The sequence below is a fragment of the Roseobacter insulae genome (assembly GCF_019375555.1).
Taxonomy (GTDB): domain Bacteria; phylum Pseudomonadota; class Alphaproteobacteria; order Rhodobacterales; family Rhodobacteraceae; genus Roseobacter; species Roseobacter insulae.
This window is the reverse complement of record NZ_JAHXDN010000007.1, coordinates 86,745-104,752: the sequence shown is the minus strand read 5'-3', so window position 1 is coordinate 104,752 and position 18,008 is coordinate 86,745. Positions and strand designations below refer to the sequence as shown.

Sequence of the window (18,008 nt, the reverse complement as noted above, 5' to 3'; positions counted from 1 at the left end):
GCGGAAATCTGCCGGCACGGCCTTCAGTGATGCCCGCGTGGAGACAATAAGGTGCGCAGCTTGCACGAAAATTCTTTGGATTTTAGATAACTCGCTGATATTTTGGTTTTCCGCACGTTGGACAGATGTGCCGGGAGTGGTTCGAGTATGAAAGCGAGGAACATGCTTTGGGTTTTGACTTTTCCAACGTGAGACGCGGTCTCGCCAGTTTGTGTATCAGCGGCGTGATCGCCGCGCATGGCAGCATCAGCGTCGCGCAAACTCCATCACAAAGCGGCCTCGACAAAGGTCAGTATATTCCAAGCATCTGGGTAGACCCTGACGGGTGCGAACACTGGGTGCTGGACGACGGTGCGGAGGGGTTCATGACCCCGCATGTCACACCGGACGGCATTCCGGTGTGTCGCGAGCGCGATGTATGCGCCATCATGAAGTCCGATCAGTTCTTTGCCAGCGGCAGTGCACGGGTCAGTGCACAGGGGCGCGCCAGCCTCGAAGAGTTCTTTACAAGTGCTCAGGCCAGCGCATTCGTGATCACCGGACACACCGACAGCCGGGCATCTGATGCCTTCAATATGCGGTTGTCGCTGGACCGGGCGAACACGGTGGCTGGCATTGCGAAAGCGCAGGGCGCGGTTGTGTCCGACATCCGCGGCTACGGCGAGCGCCAGCCCGCAGCGACCAATGATACCGCAGCCGGCCGGGCACAGAACCGCCGCGTTGAAATCACCTGCATTCGCTGAGGAGGGCGCGCCGATGACACGTAACACCGTCTTAATGCTTGCCCTGAGTGCATTCGCCGTTGCCGGATGCGCCGAACTTGGTGCGAACAAGGCCTCTGACAGGGGCATCGATTCCAAGGATCTCCTGGATCTGCAGGCCGGTATCTGGGTCGATCCCAACGGGTGTGACCATTGGATCATTGACGATGGTCTCGAAGGCTACCTGTCCGCACGTCTGGATCGGGACACAGGCAAACCCGTGTGCTCCGGCGTTGCCGCGCCAACCCAGACAACGGGTGATTTCAAAGGTGGCGCCACAACGATAATTGGCGATATTTTCTGAAGTCTCTGAATCTTGCGCGAGAGGGGAGTGTGGCCAAAGGCAACACGCCCCTTTTCCTGCCTGTTATGTTTCAAACTTGTGAATTTGGCATAGTTGCGCTTGCGTTGCCCGCGTGTAATTGGCACCGTCACATCCAACCCCATGCTTGAGGAGCAGCGATTGGCCCCCAGCGACCAAAGCCCGACAGATACACTGACCGCCGTCCCCGGAGGCACAGTTGAATTTCCTGACAACAGATTGCTGATTGATTTGTGCGGTGCCTACGACGCCAACCTCGCGCAGATCGAAAAGGCGCTGGGGGTTCAGATCGTGCGGCGTGGCAATCAACTGGCGGTCCAGGGGGACGCTGATGCGCAAACAGACGCGATGCGCGTGCTGCATGCACTTTACGCGCGGCTCGAAAGCGGCCGTGCCGTCGAGGCGGGCGACGTCGATCGGGAACTGCGCATGGGACCCTTTGAGGAAGCCACCGGCGTGCAGGATGGCGACCAGATGGAAATGCCCATCGGCAGCCGCGTTGAAATCCAGACCCGCAAGAAACGGGTCGAGCCCCGCACCGACGCGCAAAAAGCATACGTTCAGTCCCTGTTCGACAACGAACTGGCCTTTGGCATCGGGCCTGCAGGCACAGGCAAGACATATCTGGCCGTCGCCGTCGGTGTGTCGATGTTTCTGGCAGGGCAGGTCGACAAGATCATTCTGTCACGCCCGGCGGTGGAGGCCGGTGAACGCCTTGGTTTTCTGCCCGGCGATATGAAGGACAAGGTCGATCCCTACATGCAGCCACTTTACGATGCGCTGGGCGATTTCCTGCCCGGCAAGCAACTGGCCCGGCTCATCGAAGAAAAACAGATCGAGATTGCACCTTTGGCCTTCATGCGGGGGCGTACCCTGTCAAACGCCTTTGTCGTTCTGGATGAAGCGCAAAACGCGACGTCCATGCAGATGAAGATGTTCCTGACGCGATTGGGCGAAGGATCGCGCATGGTGATCACCGGCGACAGAACGCAAATTGATTTGCCGCGCGGAACGACATCGGGGTTGGCCGACGCGGAACGTTTGCTCAAGTCGATCCCGAAGATCAGCTTCAATTACTTCACCTCCAAGGATGTGGTGCGTCATCCGCTGGTGGCGGCGATCATCGAAGCCTATGAAGCCGAAACGCCGTCAGCGTGACGGTGGTGAACAGTCGCGCCCGGATTACCGGTTGAGCCATGTTGGACGTCCTGATCGACATTCCGGAATGGCAGGAAATCGCGCTCGACGCTCTGGCGATGCGTGCGATTGCCACGACACTCGAACATCTGGCGCTGCCGGTCGAGCGGGCAGAGCTGTCCCTGCTGGCCTGCGATGACGCACGTATCGCCGAACTGAACGCGGAATTCCGCGGCAAGGAGGGTGCGACCAATGTGTTGAGCTGGCCCGCGGTTGATCTGGCTGCAGATACGGCCGGGGAAATGCCCGCCGCACCCACCCCCAACTTCGATGGATCACTTGAACTGGGGGACATCGCGATCGCCTTTGAAACATGCGCGCGCGAGGCTGCCGAACTGGGTAAGCCGCTCGACGATCACGCCACGCATCTGATCGTTCACGGGCTGTTACATCTTTTAGGCTATGATCACATCCGTGACCCTGATGCCACGCTCATGCAGGCAATGGAAACCGAAATACTTGGCAAAATGGGGTTGGATGACCCATATAGGAACTGATCGGCCGCTGAGCCGAGCCATTCTAGAACAGGACCCAATGGGCGACAACGACGGACAGTCTGACGCAGCGCAGCGCGCGCATGTCGACACTGACACCCCCCCCGAACCGGAGCCTTCAAGGCAAGGCGGCTTTTTCAGCCGCGTGATCGAGGCGCTTAGTCCCGCCGAGGGCGATGCCGACTTGCCGGCATCTCCCGTGACGCCGGAACGCCCGCAAACCCACGGCATGATCAACCTGCGCCGTATGCGGGTGGAAGATGTTTCCATCCCGAAGGCGGATATTACCGCTATTCCAGCAACCTCCTCGCTCGAAGAAGTAGTGTCGATCTTCAAGGAAAGCGGCCTCACCCGGCTGCCTGTCTATGATGGCACGCTGGACACGCCCATTGGCCTTTTGCACCTGAAAGACCTCGCGCTGATCCATGGTTTCAACGGGGATGCTCACGAGTTTGACATGCGCGCCATGCTGCGGCCGCTTCTCTTCGTGCCGCCGTCGATGACAATCGGCGTATTGCTGACCAAGATGCAGGCTGAGCGCCGCCATATGGCCCTGGTGATCGACGAATATGGCGGGGTGGATGGATTGGTGACCATCGAAGACCTGATCGAGCAGGTCATCGGCGAGATCGAGGATGAACACGACGTCGATGAAGGCCTTTACTGGACCGAAGAAAAACCGGGGTGTTATCTGGCGCTTGCCAAAACCCCGCTGGATGACTTCGAGGCGGAGATCGGGCAATCGCTGACCGACCATGACGAAGTGGATGAGGAGGAGATCGACACGCTCGGAGGGCTCGTTGTCATGCTCTCGGGTCGTGTGCCGGCACGCGGCGAAGTCGTCGTGCATCCCGATGGGCCTGAATTCGAGGTCATTGATGCCGATCCCCGGCGTATCAAGCGCCTGCGTGTGCGCACCTCCGCACCCGCTTCGTAATGGGTAAGGCGGCGCCCCGGTCAGATAAGCCTTGGGCGTGGTATTCAGGACTTCCGCGCCTGGGACGTGTCGCCATTGCCGCGTTTCTGGGTGCGCTCGCCCCGCTGGGGCAGGCGCCTTATGACCAGCCGCTGGTGATGTTGCTGGTCATATCGCTCGCCTTCCTGCTGATGCGACGACAAAAACGACCGGGTGATGCCGCCATGATCGGCTGGGCTTTTGGGGTTGGCTATTTCAGTATCGCGCTGATCTGGATAGTGCAGCCCTTTCAGGTGGACCCGGACCGTCATGCGTGGATGGCACCCTTCGCCCTTGTTTTCATGAGCATCGGACTGGCCCTCTTCTGGGGGGGGGCGTTCGGGTTGGCGCGCCTGCTGTCCAGACGCACATGGCCCCTGGTTCTGACATGGACCGCTGCGGAGGTGCTGCGCGCCTATCTGTTTACCGGATTTCCATGGGCCAGCCCGGCACAGGCCCTGGTCAATGGCGCAGCGGGGCAAAGCCTTGCCTGGGTCGGGCCACATGGGGTCAACCTCTGGCTGATGTCCTCGGCCTGGGCACTGTCGTTTCCGGCGGTCTACCGGGGGCGCATCATCATGCGGTTGGGGCAGGGGGCGTTGCTGTGCAGCGCCATCGCCCTGTTCTACCTGCCACCGTCGGCGCCGGTATCACCTGTCACCGCACATTGGGTTCGGCTGGTGCAGCCAAATGCCGCGCAGCACCTGAAGTGGCGGCCTGAGAACACACAGAGGTTTTTCGATGCTCAGTTGGCTTTTACCGCGGCACCACCGCCCGTGGGTCAGCCGGAACCTGATCTGATCGTCTGGTCCGAAACCGCAATACCCTGGACGCTGGAAACAGCGGGCCCTGCCCTTGAGCAGATTTCACAAGCAGCGGCCGGCCGGCCCGTTGCACTGGGGTTGCTGCGCCGTTCCGACAGGGCGGTTTACAACAGTCTCGCCGTTTTGGACGGCGCCGGACAGGCCAGGCAGGTCTATGACAAGCACCACCTTGTGCCATTTGGTGAATACATTCCCTTCGGGCACCTTGCGGAGAGGCTCGGGCTGAGTGGCTTGGCGGACACGTCGGGCATCGGCTTTGCCAGCGGTGCGGGTCCAAGAGTGCTGGATTTTGGGGCACTTGGGCTCGGCTTACCCCTGATCTGTTATGAGGCGGTTTTTGCCCATGACGTGAATGGCAGTGACCAACGCCCGGATTTTCTGGTGCAGGTCACCAACGATGCCTGGTTTGGACACAGTGTCGGCCCGCAACAGCATCTGGCGCAGGCGCGCATGCGCGCGATCGAGCAAGGCCTGCCCTTGATGCGCGCGGCAAATACCGGCATCTCAGCGATGATCGATCCGCGCGGCCGGGTGATTGCCAGCTTACCGATGGGGGTTGCCGGATATGCCGATGCGCCCTTGCCAGCGCCCTTGCCCGCAACGCTTTACAGCCGCATCGGCGACACCCCCCTGGTGATTTTCCTGATCGTGGGACTGCTCGGGGCGAAACTGCACAGCGGACGGTCAAGCTCCCGTTTAAATTGAGATTGACGATACCCGACAGGGCACGTAAGGACGACCGGACGCGCTACAACGGCTTCCTGACGTGGCGCGCATTTTTTTCTATTGGAGCGACCCATGTCCCGTAAAAATTTCGTCTTCACGTCTGAATCGGTTTCCGAAGGACATCCCGACAAGGTGTGCGATCGAATTTCGGATGCCGTTCTGGATGCGTTTCTGGCCGCCGAGCCGGAAGCACGCGTCGCGGCGGAAACCTTTGCAACGACCAACCGTGTGGTGATCGGCGGTGAAGTCGGGCTGTCGGATCGCGACGCCCTCAAAGACTATATGGGACGCATCGAGGATATCGCCCGCGCCTGTATCAAGGATATCGGGTACGAGCAGGACAAGTTTCACCATGCAACCTGTGAAATAACCAACCTGCTGCATGAACAATCCGCCCATATCGCGCAGGGCGTCGATGCCAGCGGTAACAAGGATGAAGGTGCCGGAGATCAGGGCATCATGTTCGGTTTCGCAACAACGGAAACGCCGGAGCTGATGCCCGCGCCCATCCACTATGCGCACGCGGTGTTGCGACGTCTGGCCGAAGTGCGCAAGGACGGGACGGAGCCGACCCTGCGCCCGGATGCGAAAAGCCAGCTTTCGGTGCGCTACGAGGAGGGCAGGCCGGTGGGCGTGAGCTCGATCGTTCTGTCCACGCAGCATTCGGATGAAAGCCAGTCATCCGAGGATATTCGCGCCATCGTGGAGCCCTACATTCGGGAGGTATTGCCCGAAGGCTGGATTACCGAGGCAACTGAATGGTGGGTGAACCCGACAGGCACATTCGTGATCGGTGGGCCGGATGGAGACGCGGGGCTGACCGGGCGCAAGATCATCGTCGATACTTACGGTGGGGCGGCGCCTCATGGCGGCGGTGCTTTTTCGGGCAAGGATCCGACCAAGGTTGACCGTTCCGCGGCCTATGCGGCGCGGTATCTTGCGAAGAACGTCGTGGCGTCGGGCATGGCCGATAAATGCACCATCCAGCTGAGCTATGCCATCGGTGTCAGCAAGCCTCTGTCGATCTATTGTGACACTTTCGGCACGGGTGACGTGAACGACGGCGAGATTGAGCAGGCCGTTGGACAGATCATGGATCTGACGCCACGGGGTATTCGTGAGCACCTGCAACTCAACCGGCCGATCTACGCGCGCACCGCCGCCTACGGGCACTTCGGGCGCGAACCGGATGGGGACGGTGGTTTCAGCTGGGAAAAAACCGATCTGGTCGATGCGCTGAAGGCAGCCATCAAGTAGCCGGCGTCCGCCACGTCCAAAGACACTCGGTGCACCACGGGGGCGCCACGGCAAGGCGGCTTCGTGACACGTGCCGTTCACTCCTGTCGCGGTTTTCCGAAAACGCTCGGCCGTGCGGATTTGCGTTTTGCGGCAAGCGCTTTGCCGCTGCTGTTCTTGGACAGTGTGAGGCGTCTGGGTTTTGCTACCGGTGCATCTGACGGCGGTGGGGCGACAGGGGGCACCTGTTGGGACACGTGGCTTTCACCCACGCCCAAGGCGGCGGCGGCGGATTGTTCCGAAAACGCCTGATGCGACAGATCCGTACCTTTATATCTTTCCAGGTCGTCGAGAAACTCCCACAGGCGCATGCAGGATTTCTCGATCCTGCAGATTCGCTCAGTCGCCTGCTCTTTGCTCAGCGAGGGCGCTTCACGCAGATCGCGCATCTGACGCATCATGCGGCTGACGACCGGTTTGATTTCACTGGCGCATTCGGTGGAGAAGCGCTCGAGCACGGCCTCCATTTTCTGGCGCTTGGAGTCCTGGTTTTCGATGCCGATGGACAGATGCGATTTTTGCAGCGCGTTGATGGAGGCCCGGCGGAAGGCGGCAGGCGACAGGTCATCCTTGGTGATGTAATCGCTGCAGCCGCGTTTCAGCGCCTCGATCGCAATTTCGTTCTGATCGTCGCCGGTGATCATGATCGTTGCGGCCTGACGGTTCTTGGGATCAAGCCGTACGGCTTCCAGCCCTTGCAGACCCGTGCCATCGGGCAGATTGTAATCCAGCAAGATCAGGTCGAATTTGTCTTTTTGCAGCATCGACCCCATGGTTTCGAGGCTATCGGCTTCGGCCACATGAGTGTCGAATTCCAGCCCACCGATCAGGCGAATGAGACGCGCACGGTCAAATCGCTGGTCATCAACCACCAGAATACTGGCAAAATCTGGAAGCACCGTCGCGTCCGGACGGATCTTTGCGTGAATTTTTCCAATCTGGCTCAAGCTTAAGCCTCCCCTTTTGGGCCTCTGCGGCACTGCACACCTCTAGTTCTTTCGTCTTAATTCCCGGTAAAGCCGTGGCGACAATTGCCTTGCAGCCATTGCATGGGCGCTGCGACCGGGCTAAGGGCCGCCCATGTCTGAACACTCCCGCCCGCGTCGCAACTTTTATGGCCGCCTGAAAGGCAAATCCCTCAAGCAATCGCAAAAGGGATACCTGCAGGAGGATCTGTCCGCCCTCTCGCCCGGTCCGGTGACCTGGGAGGAGAACCCCGAGCGCAGACCACTGGACCTTGGAGCGGTGTTTGACGGCAAGCCCGTCTGGCTGGAAATCGGCTTTGGCGGTGGCGAGCACATGGTGCATCAGGCGCGACAAAACCCGCAGGTGGGCCTGATCGGGGCAGAGCCCTATATCAACGGCGTCGCCATGCTCCTGGGGAAAATCAGACGGGCGGGCGCGGATAACATCGCCGTGCATCCCGGCGACGTGCGCGACCTGTTTGATGTTTTGCCCGACCACTCAATCGCGCGCGCATTTCTGCTCTATCCCGACCCCTGGCCCAAAACCCGCCATCATCGCCGTCGCTTTGTCACCCCGGAACATCTGGCACCGCTAGCAAGGGTGATGAAAAAAGGCGCCCTTTTCCGGGTGGCGACCGATATCGAGGATTACGTGCGCCAAACCCTGGAAGAAGTGCCGCGCCATGGTTTCGAATGGCTTGCCGAAGGGCCTCAGGACTGGCGCGCGCCATGGGATGACTGGATATCCACGCGCTATGAACAAAAGGCATTGCGCGAGGGGCGTACGCCGCATTATCTGACGTTTCGCAGGACTTGATAGCGATAACGGGTTAGGGACTGGACCCTGACCCAAGCAGCGGCTAAGCCTCTGCCATCATCACAGCTACTTCGAGATATTCTATGTCCAGCCACGGCGCTCCGATCCCCATGACCTCCCGCCCCTGCGGCCCCTTATCTGGACAGGCTGCCGTGCCCGGTGACAAATCCATTTCGCACCGCTCTCTGATCCTGGGCGCCTTGAGTGTTGGAAAGACAGAGATTTCCGGTCTGCTGGAAGGTCAGGATGTTCTGGATACGGCCGCGGCGATGCGGGCATTCGGGGCCGAGGTCACGGATCATGGCGGGGGCAACTGGAGCGTGCATGGCGTGGGCGTCGGTGGATTTGCCGAACCAGAACAGGTGATTGACTGCGGCAACTCCGGCACCGGTGTACGGCTTATCATGGGGGCCATGGCGACCTCGCCGATCACCGCGACGTTTTCGGGGGATGCCTCTCTCAACGGCAGACCGATGGCCCGCGTGACCGATCCGCTCGCGCTCTTCGGGACGAGGTCTTACGGGCGCGACGGGGGGCGTTTGCCGATGACGCTTGTCGGTGCCAAGAACCCCGTGCCCGTGGAATACAAGGTGCCGATGCCTTCCGCGCAGGTGAAATCGGCGGTCTTGCTTGCGGGTCTTAATGCTCCGGGACAGACGGTCGTGATCGAGGCGGAGGCCACAAGGGATCACACCGAACGCATGCTGGCGGGCTTTGGCGCAAGCCTGACCGTAGAGGAAACGGATGCCGGCCGGGTGATCACATTGACCGGTCAACCCGAGCTCAAACCCCAGAAAATCGATGTGCCGCGGGATCCGTCTTCGGCAGCCTTTCCCGTCTGTGCTGCCTTGATTGTTCCGGGGTCGGACGTTCTGGTGCCGGGGATCGGCCTCAATCCGACGCGCGCGGGGCTTTTCACCACGCTGCGCGACATGGGCGCTGATCTGACATATGAAAACGAGCGTACGGAGGGGGGCGAACCGGTTGCCGATCTCCGGGCGCGCTTTTCACCGAACCTGAAGGGGATAGAGGTCCCCTCGGCGCGCGCCGCGAGCATGATCGACGAATACCCGGTCCTGTCCGTTGTCGCCGCATTCGCCGAGGGTCAAACGGTGATGCGCGGTGTCAAGGAATTGCGCGTCAAGGAAAGCGACCGCATCGACGCCATGGCGGTTGGTTTGCGCGCAAATGGCATTACCGTCGACGAGGGTCCGGACTGGTGGACAGTCACGGGGCGGGGTCACGGCAAGGTGCCGGGGGGCGCGACCTGCGCCAGCCACCTCGATCACCGGATTGCGATGTCCTTCCTCGTACTTGGAATGGCGGCGCAATCAGCGGTCAGCATCGATGACGGCGGGCCCATCGCAACATCCTTCCCGATTTTCGAGCCGCTCATGACCGGGCTTGGCGCGGCACTGGAGCGGTCTGAAGCCTAAAGGGATCTGCAAGCGTGGAGCAGGCGGCATGGCCATTGGCCACGATCTTCTTGTTCCGACCGGGTCAATTCCGGATAATGGACGGGCGGATGCAGGAAGTGAGATGCGCGGCATGACATCAAAAGACCCGTTCACAATTGCCATTGACGGTCCTGCGGCTGCAGGAAAGGGCACAATCTCCAAGGCGGTTGCGGCCCATTTCGGCTTTGCGCATCTCGACACCGGCCTGTTGTACCGCGCCGTCGGCGCCAAATCGCTGCTGGGCATGGACCCGGCAGAGGCAGCGCGCACGCTGACAAGCGACGACCTGCAGGCAAACGATCTGCGCGGTCCCGAAGTGGCGCAGGCCGCCAGCAAAGTCGCGGTAATCCCGGAGGTGCGCGCGGCCTTGCTGGATTTCCAGCGCAGTTTCGCGCGCAGATCAGGCGGCGCTGTTCTGGACGGGCGCGACATTGGCACGGTGATATGCCCTAACGCGGATGCCAAACTGTTCGTCACCGCAAGCGCCGAAGTGCGCGCGGACCGTCGTTTCGCCGAACTGGCGGCGTCCGGTGCAGCCATCAGCCGGGAACAGGTGCTTGCCGATGTCATGGAGCGGGACGCCCGCGACCGTCAACGCGCAGCAGCGCCGTTGAAACCGGCAGCGGATGCGGTGGAAATCGATACATCCGACATGAGCATCGAGGCCGCAATCGCTACGGCCATCCGCGCGATTGAACACCGGCGCGCGCAATAGGCCGCCGCGCCACGCGCCGGGAATGCCATCAACTCAGCGACCGCACCCGAACGATGCCAGCCGGGGAGGCGTCCGCCACACCGACCCACAGATGTTGCAGGGTGTTCACCAAAGGGTGGTTGGCCTTTGAAGGCCGACGCGGCTAGCCTGACGGGACACAGACCCGAGAGGCAAACCTATGGCACGGATTTTATTGGCCATCGCAATGGTGATCATTGGCAGCGTGGCGATCGCTCAGCAGGACGAAACGCCCGAGGCCGCACCACCGCCGGAACCGCCGATGACCCTCCAGCGCCTGGCAAACATCATCCTGACCATCGACGCGGAGGCGCAACTGCGCGGGGCGGCCATCGAATTCACGGTGCAGGATATCCCGGTGATTGTCGTTGCCGATCCGCGCGCCAACCGGATGCGGGCGATGGTGCCCATCCGGTCTGCCGAAGGATTGGAGGCCGCGGAACTGATGCGCCTGATGCAAGCCAATTTCGACACCGCCCTTGATGCCCGCTACGCCGTGGCGCAGGGGCGGCTCTGGGGTGTTTTCATCCACCCGCTGTCACCCCTGGAACAGGATCAGTTCCTGTCGGCGCTGGCACAAACCGTCAATGTCGCGCGTACCTATGGCCAGACCTACTCAGGCGGCGCGGAGGTCTTTGGTGGTGGCGACAGCAATGGCATCTATCAGGAATTGCTGGACGAACTGCGCAAAGGGCAGGAGCTGTAGAGCGGAGCACCCCGGCGGCCCATGATCAGTCGCAGGCCCCGCGCAGCCTCTTTTCAAACCCGTCGGGATCCTCTTCCACCGCGCGCACGGCAGGTTTCAATGCGCTCGGCCGGTCATCATGTTTTCCGCTCCACCGGATGATTTCGATAACGATGGGCGCGAGGTCTTTCCCCTTGGGCGTCAACGCATAGGTAAAGCTGCGGCGGTTGTCCGGATCCCGTGATTTGGACAGGATCCCGTCAGCTTCCAGAGTTTTCAGCCGGTTGATCAGAATATTTGTTGCAATGCCTTCGTCCGAACCGAGAAATTCGCTGTACGTCTTCTTGCCGTGGACCATGAGGTCCCGGATGATCAGCAGGCTCCACCGATCGCCGAAGCTGTCCAATCCATAAGCAACCGGGCAGCCGGACACGCGTTTTTTGGGCTCAGTATCCATAGTCCGATCTTAAAAAATTAACTTGCAAATTGCAATTCGGAAAGCTATCTGAAAATAACTTGCAAAATGCAAGCAAATTACGCCCCTGGATTTGAAGGGCAATGCGACCCGTTTTCGAAACCTCGTCTTGAAAGGACACGACATGAGATCCGCCGACATAGCCAAAATCGTCATGCTCTCGCTTGCCGTTGGCACCGCCGCCATCGGAACGGCGACGAGCCTGGACGCAATGCAAAACATCCGCACCGAAACCGTCACGCTTTTGACCGCACAATTCGACCCCCGCGAGGTTGTCAAGATCGAGGGCGGAGACTTCCATTTTGCGCCCGGGCAGGTGGCGCCTGTCCACCGTCACCACGCCCCGGCCGTCGGGTATGTCGCGAAAGGCCATATCCTTTATCAGGTGGAAGGCGGCCAACCGGTGATCCTGTCCGAGGGAGAGGCGTTTTACGAACCAACTGACCATCGTATCCTGCGTTTCGACAACGCCTCCGCCACCCATGAAGCCATTTTCGTCGACTTCAACTTTCAGCAGGCGGGCGAACCCTTTATCGACTTTGAACAATCTCCAGCGGAACACATCGACAGACGGGCGTTCGAGACGGCGGCAGGGTTCGTGAAAACCGTTTCGTCCGTGCACGTTGCCGAGATCACCATTGCCGCCGATGACCTTGTCATTCCGGACGCAGGCGCGTTGCTCGTGGCCTATGTTGCGGAAGGAGTCGTGGAGGTCAGAACCGACGGAGCGATGCCGGCGGCCTATTCGGCCGGTGACAGCATCGCTTTGGGCGACGTCACCAAGGAAGTTGTGCTTGCAAACCCCTCCGCGACGACCCGCTCCAAACTGATCATCTTTTCCGCGCGGTAAGCCTATTGTCGCGGCAAGCGGTGTGCTTTCGCGCGATCAATCCCGCGCGGCAAACGCTTGAATGGGTTGATCCCGGATCAAAACAGCTCTATACGCGCGAGCGTTGACAAGGCGGGAACAGCCTTTGCGGCAGAGCAAATGAGCAGGGTCGGTGCAAGCCGACCCTTCATTTGTTCGGTGCAAAGCATCCTGCATATCGGCAGATCAATCTCAAAGACCGGCGGAGACAACCGCGCGGCCGGAAACATCGTACAAAGGAAAACACGCTACATGGCGCAAAACGCAACTATGGAAGACTTCGAAGCCCTTTTGGAAGAAAGCTTCGAAATGGACACACCCGAAGAAGGGTCTGTCGTCAAAGGCAAGGTCATCGCAATCGAAGCGGGCCAGGCCATCATCGACGTCGGCTACAAAATGGAAGGCCGCGTTGAACTCAAGGAATTCGCAGATCCGGGGGAAGCTCCCAAGATCGAAGTCGGCGACGAGGTTGAAGTCTTCCTCCGCCAGGTTGAAAGCTCTCGTGGCGAAGCGGTCATTTCCCGCGAAATGGCGCGCCGCGAAGAAGCATGGGATCGTCTGGAAAAAGCTTACGCCGATGAAGAGCGCGTCGAAGGCGCCATCTTCGGGCGTGTCAAAGGCGGCTTTACGGTTGACCTCGGCGGTGCCGTGGCCTTCCTGCCCGGCTCTCAGGTTGACGTGCGCCCGGTGCGTGATGCCGGACCGTTGATGGGTCTCAAGCAGCCGTTCCAGATTCTGAAAATGGACCGTCGCCGCGGCAATATCGTGGTTTCGCGCCGTGCGATCCTCGAAGAATCCCGCGCCGAACAGCGTGCCGAAGTCATCGGTAACCTCACAGAGGGTCAGACCGTGGACGGCGTGGTCAAGAACATCACCGAATACGGTGCCTTCGTTGATCTTGGCGGTGTAGACGGCCTGCTGCACGTGACCGACATGGCGTGGCGCCGCGTGAACCATCCTTCCGAGATCCTGACAATCGGTGAAACGATCAAGGTGCAAGTCATCAAGATCAACAAGGAAACACACCGCATCAGCCTTGGCATGAAACAGCTGCAGGAAGATCCGTGGGATCTGGTGGCCGCGAAATACCCGTTGGAATCTGTCCACACGGGCCGCGTGACAAACATCACCGATTACGGTGCCTTTGTTGAGCTCGAAGCCGGTGTCGAAGGGCTCGTGCACGTCTCCGAGATGTCCTGGACCAAAAAGAACGTCCACCCCGGTAAAATCGTGTCGACGTCGCAAGAAGTCGAAGTCATGGTTCTGGAAATCGATGGTGCCAAGCGCCGCGTATCTCTGGGCCTCAAGCAGACGATGCGCAACCCATGGGAAGTGTTCGCGGAAACACACCCCGAGGGCACGGAAGTCGAAGGCGAAGTCAAGAACATCACCGAATTCGGTCTGTTCGTTGGCCTCGACGGCGACATCGACGGCATGGTGCACCTCTCCGATCTCAGCTGGGACGAGCGGGGCGAGGATGCGATCCAGAACTACCGCAAGGGCGACATGGTTCAGGCCGTTGTTTCCGAGGTGGATGTTGAGAAAGAGCGCATCAGCCTCTCGATCAAGGCCGTCGGTGGGGACAAGTTCGCAGAAGCGGTCGGCGGCGTGAAACGCGGCTCTATCGTGACCGTGACCGTCACAGCCATCGAAGACGGCGGCATCGAGGTGGAATACGAAGGCATGAAGTCCTTCATCCGCCGCTCCGATCTCTCCCGTGACCGTGCAGAGCAACGCCCCGAGCGTTTCTCGGTCGGTGACAAGGTGGATGTGCGCATCACGAACGTAGACAACAAGAGCCGTCGTCTTGGCGTCTCGATCAAGGCGCGCGAGATTGCTGAAGAGAAGGAAGCCGTTGAGCAGTATGGCTCCTCGGACTCCGGCGCATCGCTGGGCGACATTCTTGGTGCCGCACTCAAGGGCGACGAATAAAACTCGTTGACCTGACACAATTCGGAAAAGCCCCGCAGAGCAATCTGGGGGGCTTTTTCTTTTGGTGGATCGCGCCGAGCACGGTTTCTTTCAACCCGTTTCAGCGGAGCTGGACACGGCCCTTGTGGAACCCGCCGCCCGCCTTTTCAGACGGTTTGCAGATCACTGTCTTGATGTCTCTGTCGGTGTGTCGGTGCGCTGCAGCCTTGCTTTTACGGTTCCGGCCCGCCGTGACCCGAATTTGCGGCGACTGATGTTTGCCGCCCGGAACTCTGCCGCCCCGTCCCTTCAAGATACCGCGCCTGGGGCGCATAGGGTGTGGTGCGAGCCGGGCCCCTGACAAAAGGTTTTCCAGACGGGTGGTTGCGCGGGGCTTCGGTATCGCGAGGCTGCTTTTTCAGCCCCGGCGGGTCCTGCAACTGGCCGGTGCAACTCTCCTAAATCCGGCGGTACGTGGTGCCCTGGCATACCGCCGATCACAAACGCTGGTGCCTTGCGGCGCATCAATTGTGAAGTCAGTGCTTCTGTTGATCTGCCGGGCGTTGAATACTGCATCGATCCGACGATATGCCAAGGTCTAGGCGTGGGATATCAGCCTTAATGTCCGAAATCTGGCGACCGCTCGTAAGAGCCCGCAGAGTCCCAGCGCTATTGCAGGGGCATAGAAGCCTCATCTAAATCTGTTCGCGCCAGTCCGTCCGGATAGCGGAATGTCTCGGCATGCGGTACCTGAAAGGGCGCCATGAAGCGATACACCCGTACCGCCAGATAGTTGATCGCACTGCGGAAGCACGATGGTCAGCTTGGCTTGTTATCTTTCATCATGCGTACATGTTTCGACTCTGCAATCACGCCCGACTTTCGCAACGTTGTCAGGTTGGCGTTTGTGTAAACTGCGACCGGACTGCGACAGGACTGATGCGGTGATGATCTGGCTCTCACGATGTGAAGTGAGGTTACCCCTGCCGAAACAAGCTTCACATCCAGCCAACCTGCGCCCTCAACCCATCAAAATTTTGGGCCCGGGACGCCCGGAGCCCTGAATGGATTCAACAGGCCGCGCCGACCCATTCACGTCGGAGCTTTGGGTGAGCGGCCAAGAGAACTACCCGATACCAGCCTTGCTGATGCTTTACGTTCAGTATCGAGCGCTTCCATCCGGGCGCCCGTTTCGCGTCGCCTCGTATTCGCGTCGCCTCGTATCCGGAACACCTATCAGAACTCTTCCCAACCCTCAGCTGGATCCGCCGGTGCGTCGGTTGAGATGTCCAGCGCGGCATTCCCGTCGACACTGTAGGCAGAGGGCCTGTCGGACAGGTTTCGGGAAGGGGAGTGCGGCGCAGGCTTCCGGTTTTCAAAGGCGATGGGTGTATCAGCGGACCGGGCGTTCATCTTGAACCTTGCAATGGCCGATTTCAGCTGCTTGGCCTGCTGCGCAAGCGATTGAGTGACCGCGTTTGTTTCTTCAAACATCGCAGCGTTCTGTTGCGTGACGGTATCGAGCTGCCGAATAGCGTCATTGGTCTCCGAAATGCTGACGGACTGTTCTTCGGCAGAGCTTGCGATAACCGAGACATGCGTCGAGATGTCTTCGACCGCCACGGAGATGCTTTGCAGCGCCGCCCCTGTCTCGCGCACAAGCCCAACGCCGCAGGAAACCTGCTTGCCGCTTGCGTCAATCAACTCGCCGATTTCCTTGGCGGCCTCCGACGACCGGCGGGCCAGTTCGCGCACTTCGGATGCGACGACAGAAAATCCACGGCCGGCATCGCCGGCCCGAGCGGCCTCGACCCCTGCATTCAGTGCCAGCAGGTTGGTCTGGAATGCGATATCTTCAATCAACTGGACTATCTTGGCGATTTGCCCCGACGAGTTCTCTATTTCGGACATGGCCGATACCGCCTTGGTCACGATCGTTTCGGACTCATTCGTTTTGGCCTGGGCCGCATCGACAGCCTGCGTCGCCTCCCGCGCACTCTCGGCCGCGCTTTTGGAGTTGCCGGCGATCTGCGATATCGCGGCCGACGTCTCCTCGACAGTGGCGGCTTGCGCTTCGGTCCGTTTGGCAAGATTATCCGCCGCCTGCTCAATCGAGGAAACATCCATTCCAATGGTATCCGCATTGTCACCCACCAGTGACATCGCGTCCTGCAACTCCGACACTGCCGTGTTGAAGGCGCTCCGCAGCTCTTCGTAGTTCTGGGGAAACGGGTCGTCGATTTTTTCAGACAAATCGCCTTGGGAAAGTTTCGCCAGCGCCTCGCGCAGCGCCGATACAACCTTGTTCTGTTCCGCTTCGGTGGCGGAGCGGTTGCGTCTTTCCTGCTCTTCCAACTCTCTCGCCTTCTTGTCCGCTTCAATCGCCTTTTCCGTTTCGGCTTCGGCCGACCGGGTTGCCTCCAGCGCTTGCTGCTGCGCCTCCTTGGCGGCGAGCAGCGCCGTTTCTGTTTTACTCTGTTCCGCTTCGATACGCTCCACAGCCAGTTTCGCTTCCTGCGCGGCGGCGGAGATTTTCAGGGTGTCGGCAACACTTTTTTCATGTGCGATGTTACGGTTCCGGATCGCAGACCACAGAATCGCGGCCTCGACCACCACGATGACCCCATGAATTGCCGTTCGTTGCAGATTGTCAAAGAGGCTGGACGACGGGTAGACCAACGCAGGCATGGCGATGGACAGGCTGAGGTGGTGGACGGCGATCATCGCGGCTGCGGAAATGATGACGACAGGCTCCGAAAGCACCATGCATGCCGCGAGGATGGCGAAAAACAGCATGTGGCTGTCGAGTTGCCAGGCATGGCCGGATAGCGCCGCGGTGATGCAAATGGCCTGACCCACGAGGCCGAGAGCCACGAGAACGCGGCCTTGAAGCGATCTGAGTTTTGCGCCGACCACGCAAAGTATCGCAAACAGGCTGGCCGAACCGCCCGCGACAATCAGGGAATTGCCTGCAAGCCACGCAGCAAGCACCGACAGGGGCACCATGGCGCAGCATCCGATTGCCAGATGCATCGCGGACCGGTTTCGAACCGCATCCAGACCTGTGGTCTCCGTTTCGGCGGTGTGTTTCATGAGGTTACTCCACAAAGGTAGGCGACTGATCTTCCATCGACGATCACCCATGCGCCTTCGGATAGCAGCGCGGATTTGAAGTCAGGGTCGGCTGAGATGGCGAGGGTTCCGAAGATCGCGGTTGCCGGTCCGACGACGCGCCCGCCGGCACGGGTCACGATCTGCTCCCGCTCCGCCCAGGGTGGCGCAATGACCAGCGCCACGTCTCCCGGTGTTGGCGGGGAAGACAGCAGGGCCAGCACAGGCCCGGCGACGGCGGCCACGATCAGTGACGAGACATGGGCGAACACAGACATAGGGTTCCTTGAATGTTCCGACGCTGTGTAAAGCGATTTTCCTAATGACTGGTTAGTCCCGCTGTCCGGGAGAGACCGGCCAGCAACCGCGCGCGAATTTACGGCCACCGGCGCGTCCGAAAATCGCCCGCTG

General features: G+C 60.2%; 17 protein-coding genes and 1 riboswitch. Of the genes, 13 read left to right on the top strand and 4 right to left on the bottom strand.

Translation table 11 applies throughout. The annotated features are described in order from the left end of the window. Positions 1-167 precede the first annotated feature (167 nt). The 7 genes from KX928_RS21350 to metK all read left to right on the top strand — a co-directional run bounded on the left by KX928_RS21350 (position 168) and on the right by metK (position 6,536). Positions 168-743 (top strand): OmpA family protein, encoded by a 576-nt coding sequence (locus KX928_RS21350; protein WP_257884014.1) that lies wholly within the window; start codon positions 168-170, stop codon positions 741-743. Between the two features lie 34 nt (positions 744-777). Continuing rightward, positions 778-1,065 (top strand): hypothetical protein, encoded by a 288-nt coding sequence (locus KX928_RS21345; protein WP_257884024.1) that lies wholly within the window; start codon positions 778-780, stop codon positions 1,063-1,065. A 159-nt stretch (positions 1,066-1,224) separates the two neighbouring features. Further along, positions 1,225-2,241 carry a PhoH family protein gene (locus KX928_RS21340; protein WP_219506763.1) on the top strand — a complete coding sequence of 339 codons (1,017 nt, stop codon included), beginning with the start codon at positions 1,225-1,227 and terminating at the stop codon, positions 2,239-2,241. A gap of 38 nt (positions 2,242-2,279) precedes the next feature. Then, positions 2,280-2,777 (top strand): rRNA maturation RNase YbeY, encoded by a 498-nt coding sequence (gene ybeY, locus KX928_RS21335; RefSeq protein WP_219506761.1) that lies wholly within the window; start codon positions 2,280-2,282, stop codon positions 2,775-2,777. Between the two features lie 37 nt (positions 2,778-2,814). Continuing rightward, positions 2,815-3,711 carry a hemolysin family protein gene (locus tag KX928_RS21330; RefSeq protein WP_219506758.1) on the top strand — a complete coding sequence of 299 codons (897 nt, stop codon included), beginning with the start codon at positions 2,815-2,817 and terminating at the stop codon, positions 3,709-3,711. Continuing rightward, the gene (lnt, locus tag KX928_RS21325) at positions 3,711-5,258 is read left to right on the top strand and encodes an apolipoprotein N-acyltransferase (RefSeq protein ID WP_219506756.1); all 1,548 of its coding nucleotides are present in this window, start codon (positions 3,711-3,713) and stop codon (positions 5,256-5,258) included. Before KX928_RS21330 ends, lnt begins: the two co-directional genes overlap by 1 nt. A gap of 37 nt (positions 5,259-5,295) precedes the next feature. Further along, a riboswitch (SAM-SAH riboswitch) is annotated at positions 5,296-5,347 on the top strand. 4 nt (positions 5,348-5,351) lie between these two features. Then, the gene (metK, locus tag KX928_RS21320; RefSeq protein ID WP_219506755.1) at positions 5,352-6,536 is read left to right on the top strand and encodes a methionine adenosyltransferase; all 1,185 of its coding nucleotides are present in this window, start codon (positions 5,352-5,354) and stop codon (positions 6,534-6,536) included. A gap of 77 nt (positions 6,537-6,613) precedes the next feature. On the opposite strand, the gene KX928_RS21315 is transcribed toward metK, so the two are convergent. Further along, entirely contained in the window at positions 6,614-7,522 is a 909-nt protein-coding gene (locus KX928_RS21315; RefSeq protein WP_219506754.1) for a response regulator, read from the bottom strand. Between the two features lie 133 nt (positions 7,523-7,655). On the opposite strand from KX928_RS21315, the gene trmB reads away from it, so the two are divergent. From trmB to KX928_RS21295, 4 genes are all read left to right on the top strand, one after another. Continuing rightward, positions 7,656-8,357: a tRNA (guanosine(46)-N7)-methyltransferase TrmB gene (gene trmB / locus KX928_RS21310; RefSeq protein ID WP_219506753.1), complete on the top strand. Its 702-nt coding sequence runs from the start codon at positions 7,656-7,658 to the stop codon at positions 8,355-8,357. Positions 8,358-8,440: 83 nt separating this feature from the next. Then, entirely contained in the window at positions 8,441-9,793 is a 1,353-nt protein-coding gene (aroA, locus tag KX928_RS21305; protein WP_219506752.1) for a 3-phosphoshikimate 1-carboxyvinyltransferase, read from the top strand. A 112-nt stretch (positions 9,794-9,905) separates the two neighbouring features. Further along, complete coding sequence (locus KX928_RS21300) at positions 9,906-10,529, top strand: (d)CMP kinase (protein WP_219506751.1); 624 nt, start codon at positions 9,906-9,908, stop codon at positions 10,527-10,529. Between the two features lie 178 nt (positions 10,530-10,707). Next, positions 10,708-11,253: a polysaccharide deacetylase family protein gene (locus tag KX928_RS21295; protein ID WP_219506750.1), complete on the top strand. Its 546-nt coding sequence runs from the start codon at positions 10,708-10,710 to the stop codon at positions 11,251-11,253. Between the two features lie 25 nt (positions 11,254-11,278). Here the strand turns inward: KX928_RS21295 and KX928_RS21290 are convergent, their stop codons facing one another. After that, the gene (locus KX928_RS21290) at positions 11,279-11,689 is read right to left on the bottom strand and encodes a winged helix-turn-helix transcriptional regulator (RefSeq protein WP_219506748.1); all 411 of its coding nucleotides are present in this window, start codon (positions 11,687-11,689) and stop codon (positions 11,279-11,281) included. Between the two features lie 142 nt (positions 11,690-11,831). Here KX928_RS21290 and KX928_RS21285 point away from each other — a divergent pair, with 142 nt between their 5' ends. Both KX928_RS21285 and rpsA read left to right on the top strand, forming a co-directional pair. Next, a complete protein-coding gene (locus KX928_RS21285) occupies positions 11,832-12,557 on the top strand; it encodes a cupin domain-containing protein (protein ID WP_219506746.1) in 726 nt (241 codons plus the stop codon). 270 nt (positions 12,558-12,827) lie between these two features. Next, a complete protein-coding gene (gene rpsA, locus KX928_RS21280) occupies positions 12,828-14,507 on the top strand; it encodes a 30S ribosomal protein S1 (protein WP_219506744.1) in 1,680 nt (559 codons plus the stop codon). Between the two features lie 1,215 nt (positions 14,508-15,722). On the opposite strand, the gene KX928_RS21275 is transcribed toward rpsA, so the two are convergent. Both KX928_RS21275 and KX928_RS21270 read right to left on the bottom strand, forming a co-directional pair. After that, complete coding sequence (locus tag KX928_RS21275) at positions 15,723-17,579, bottom strand: methyl-accepting chemotaxis protein (protein WP_219506742.1); 1,857 nt, start codon at positions 17,577-17,579, stop codon at positions 15,723-15,725. Then, entirely contained in the window at positions 17,576-17,875 is a 300-nt protein-coding gene (locus KX928_RS21270; protein ID WP_219506740.1) for a hypothetical protein, read from the bottom strand. The genes KX928_RS21275 and KX928_RS21270 overlap by 4 nt, the downstream gene beginning before the upstream one ends. Between the last annotated feature and the right edge of the window lie 133 nt (positions 17,876-18,008).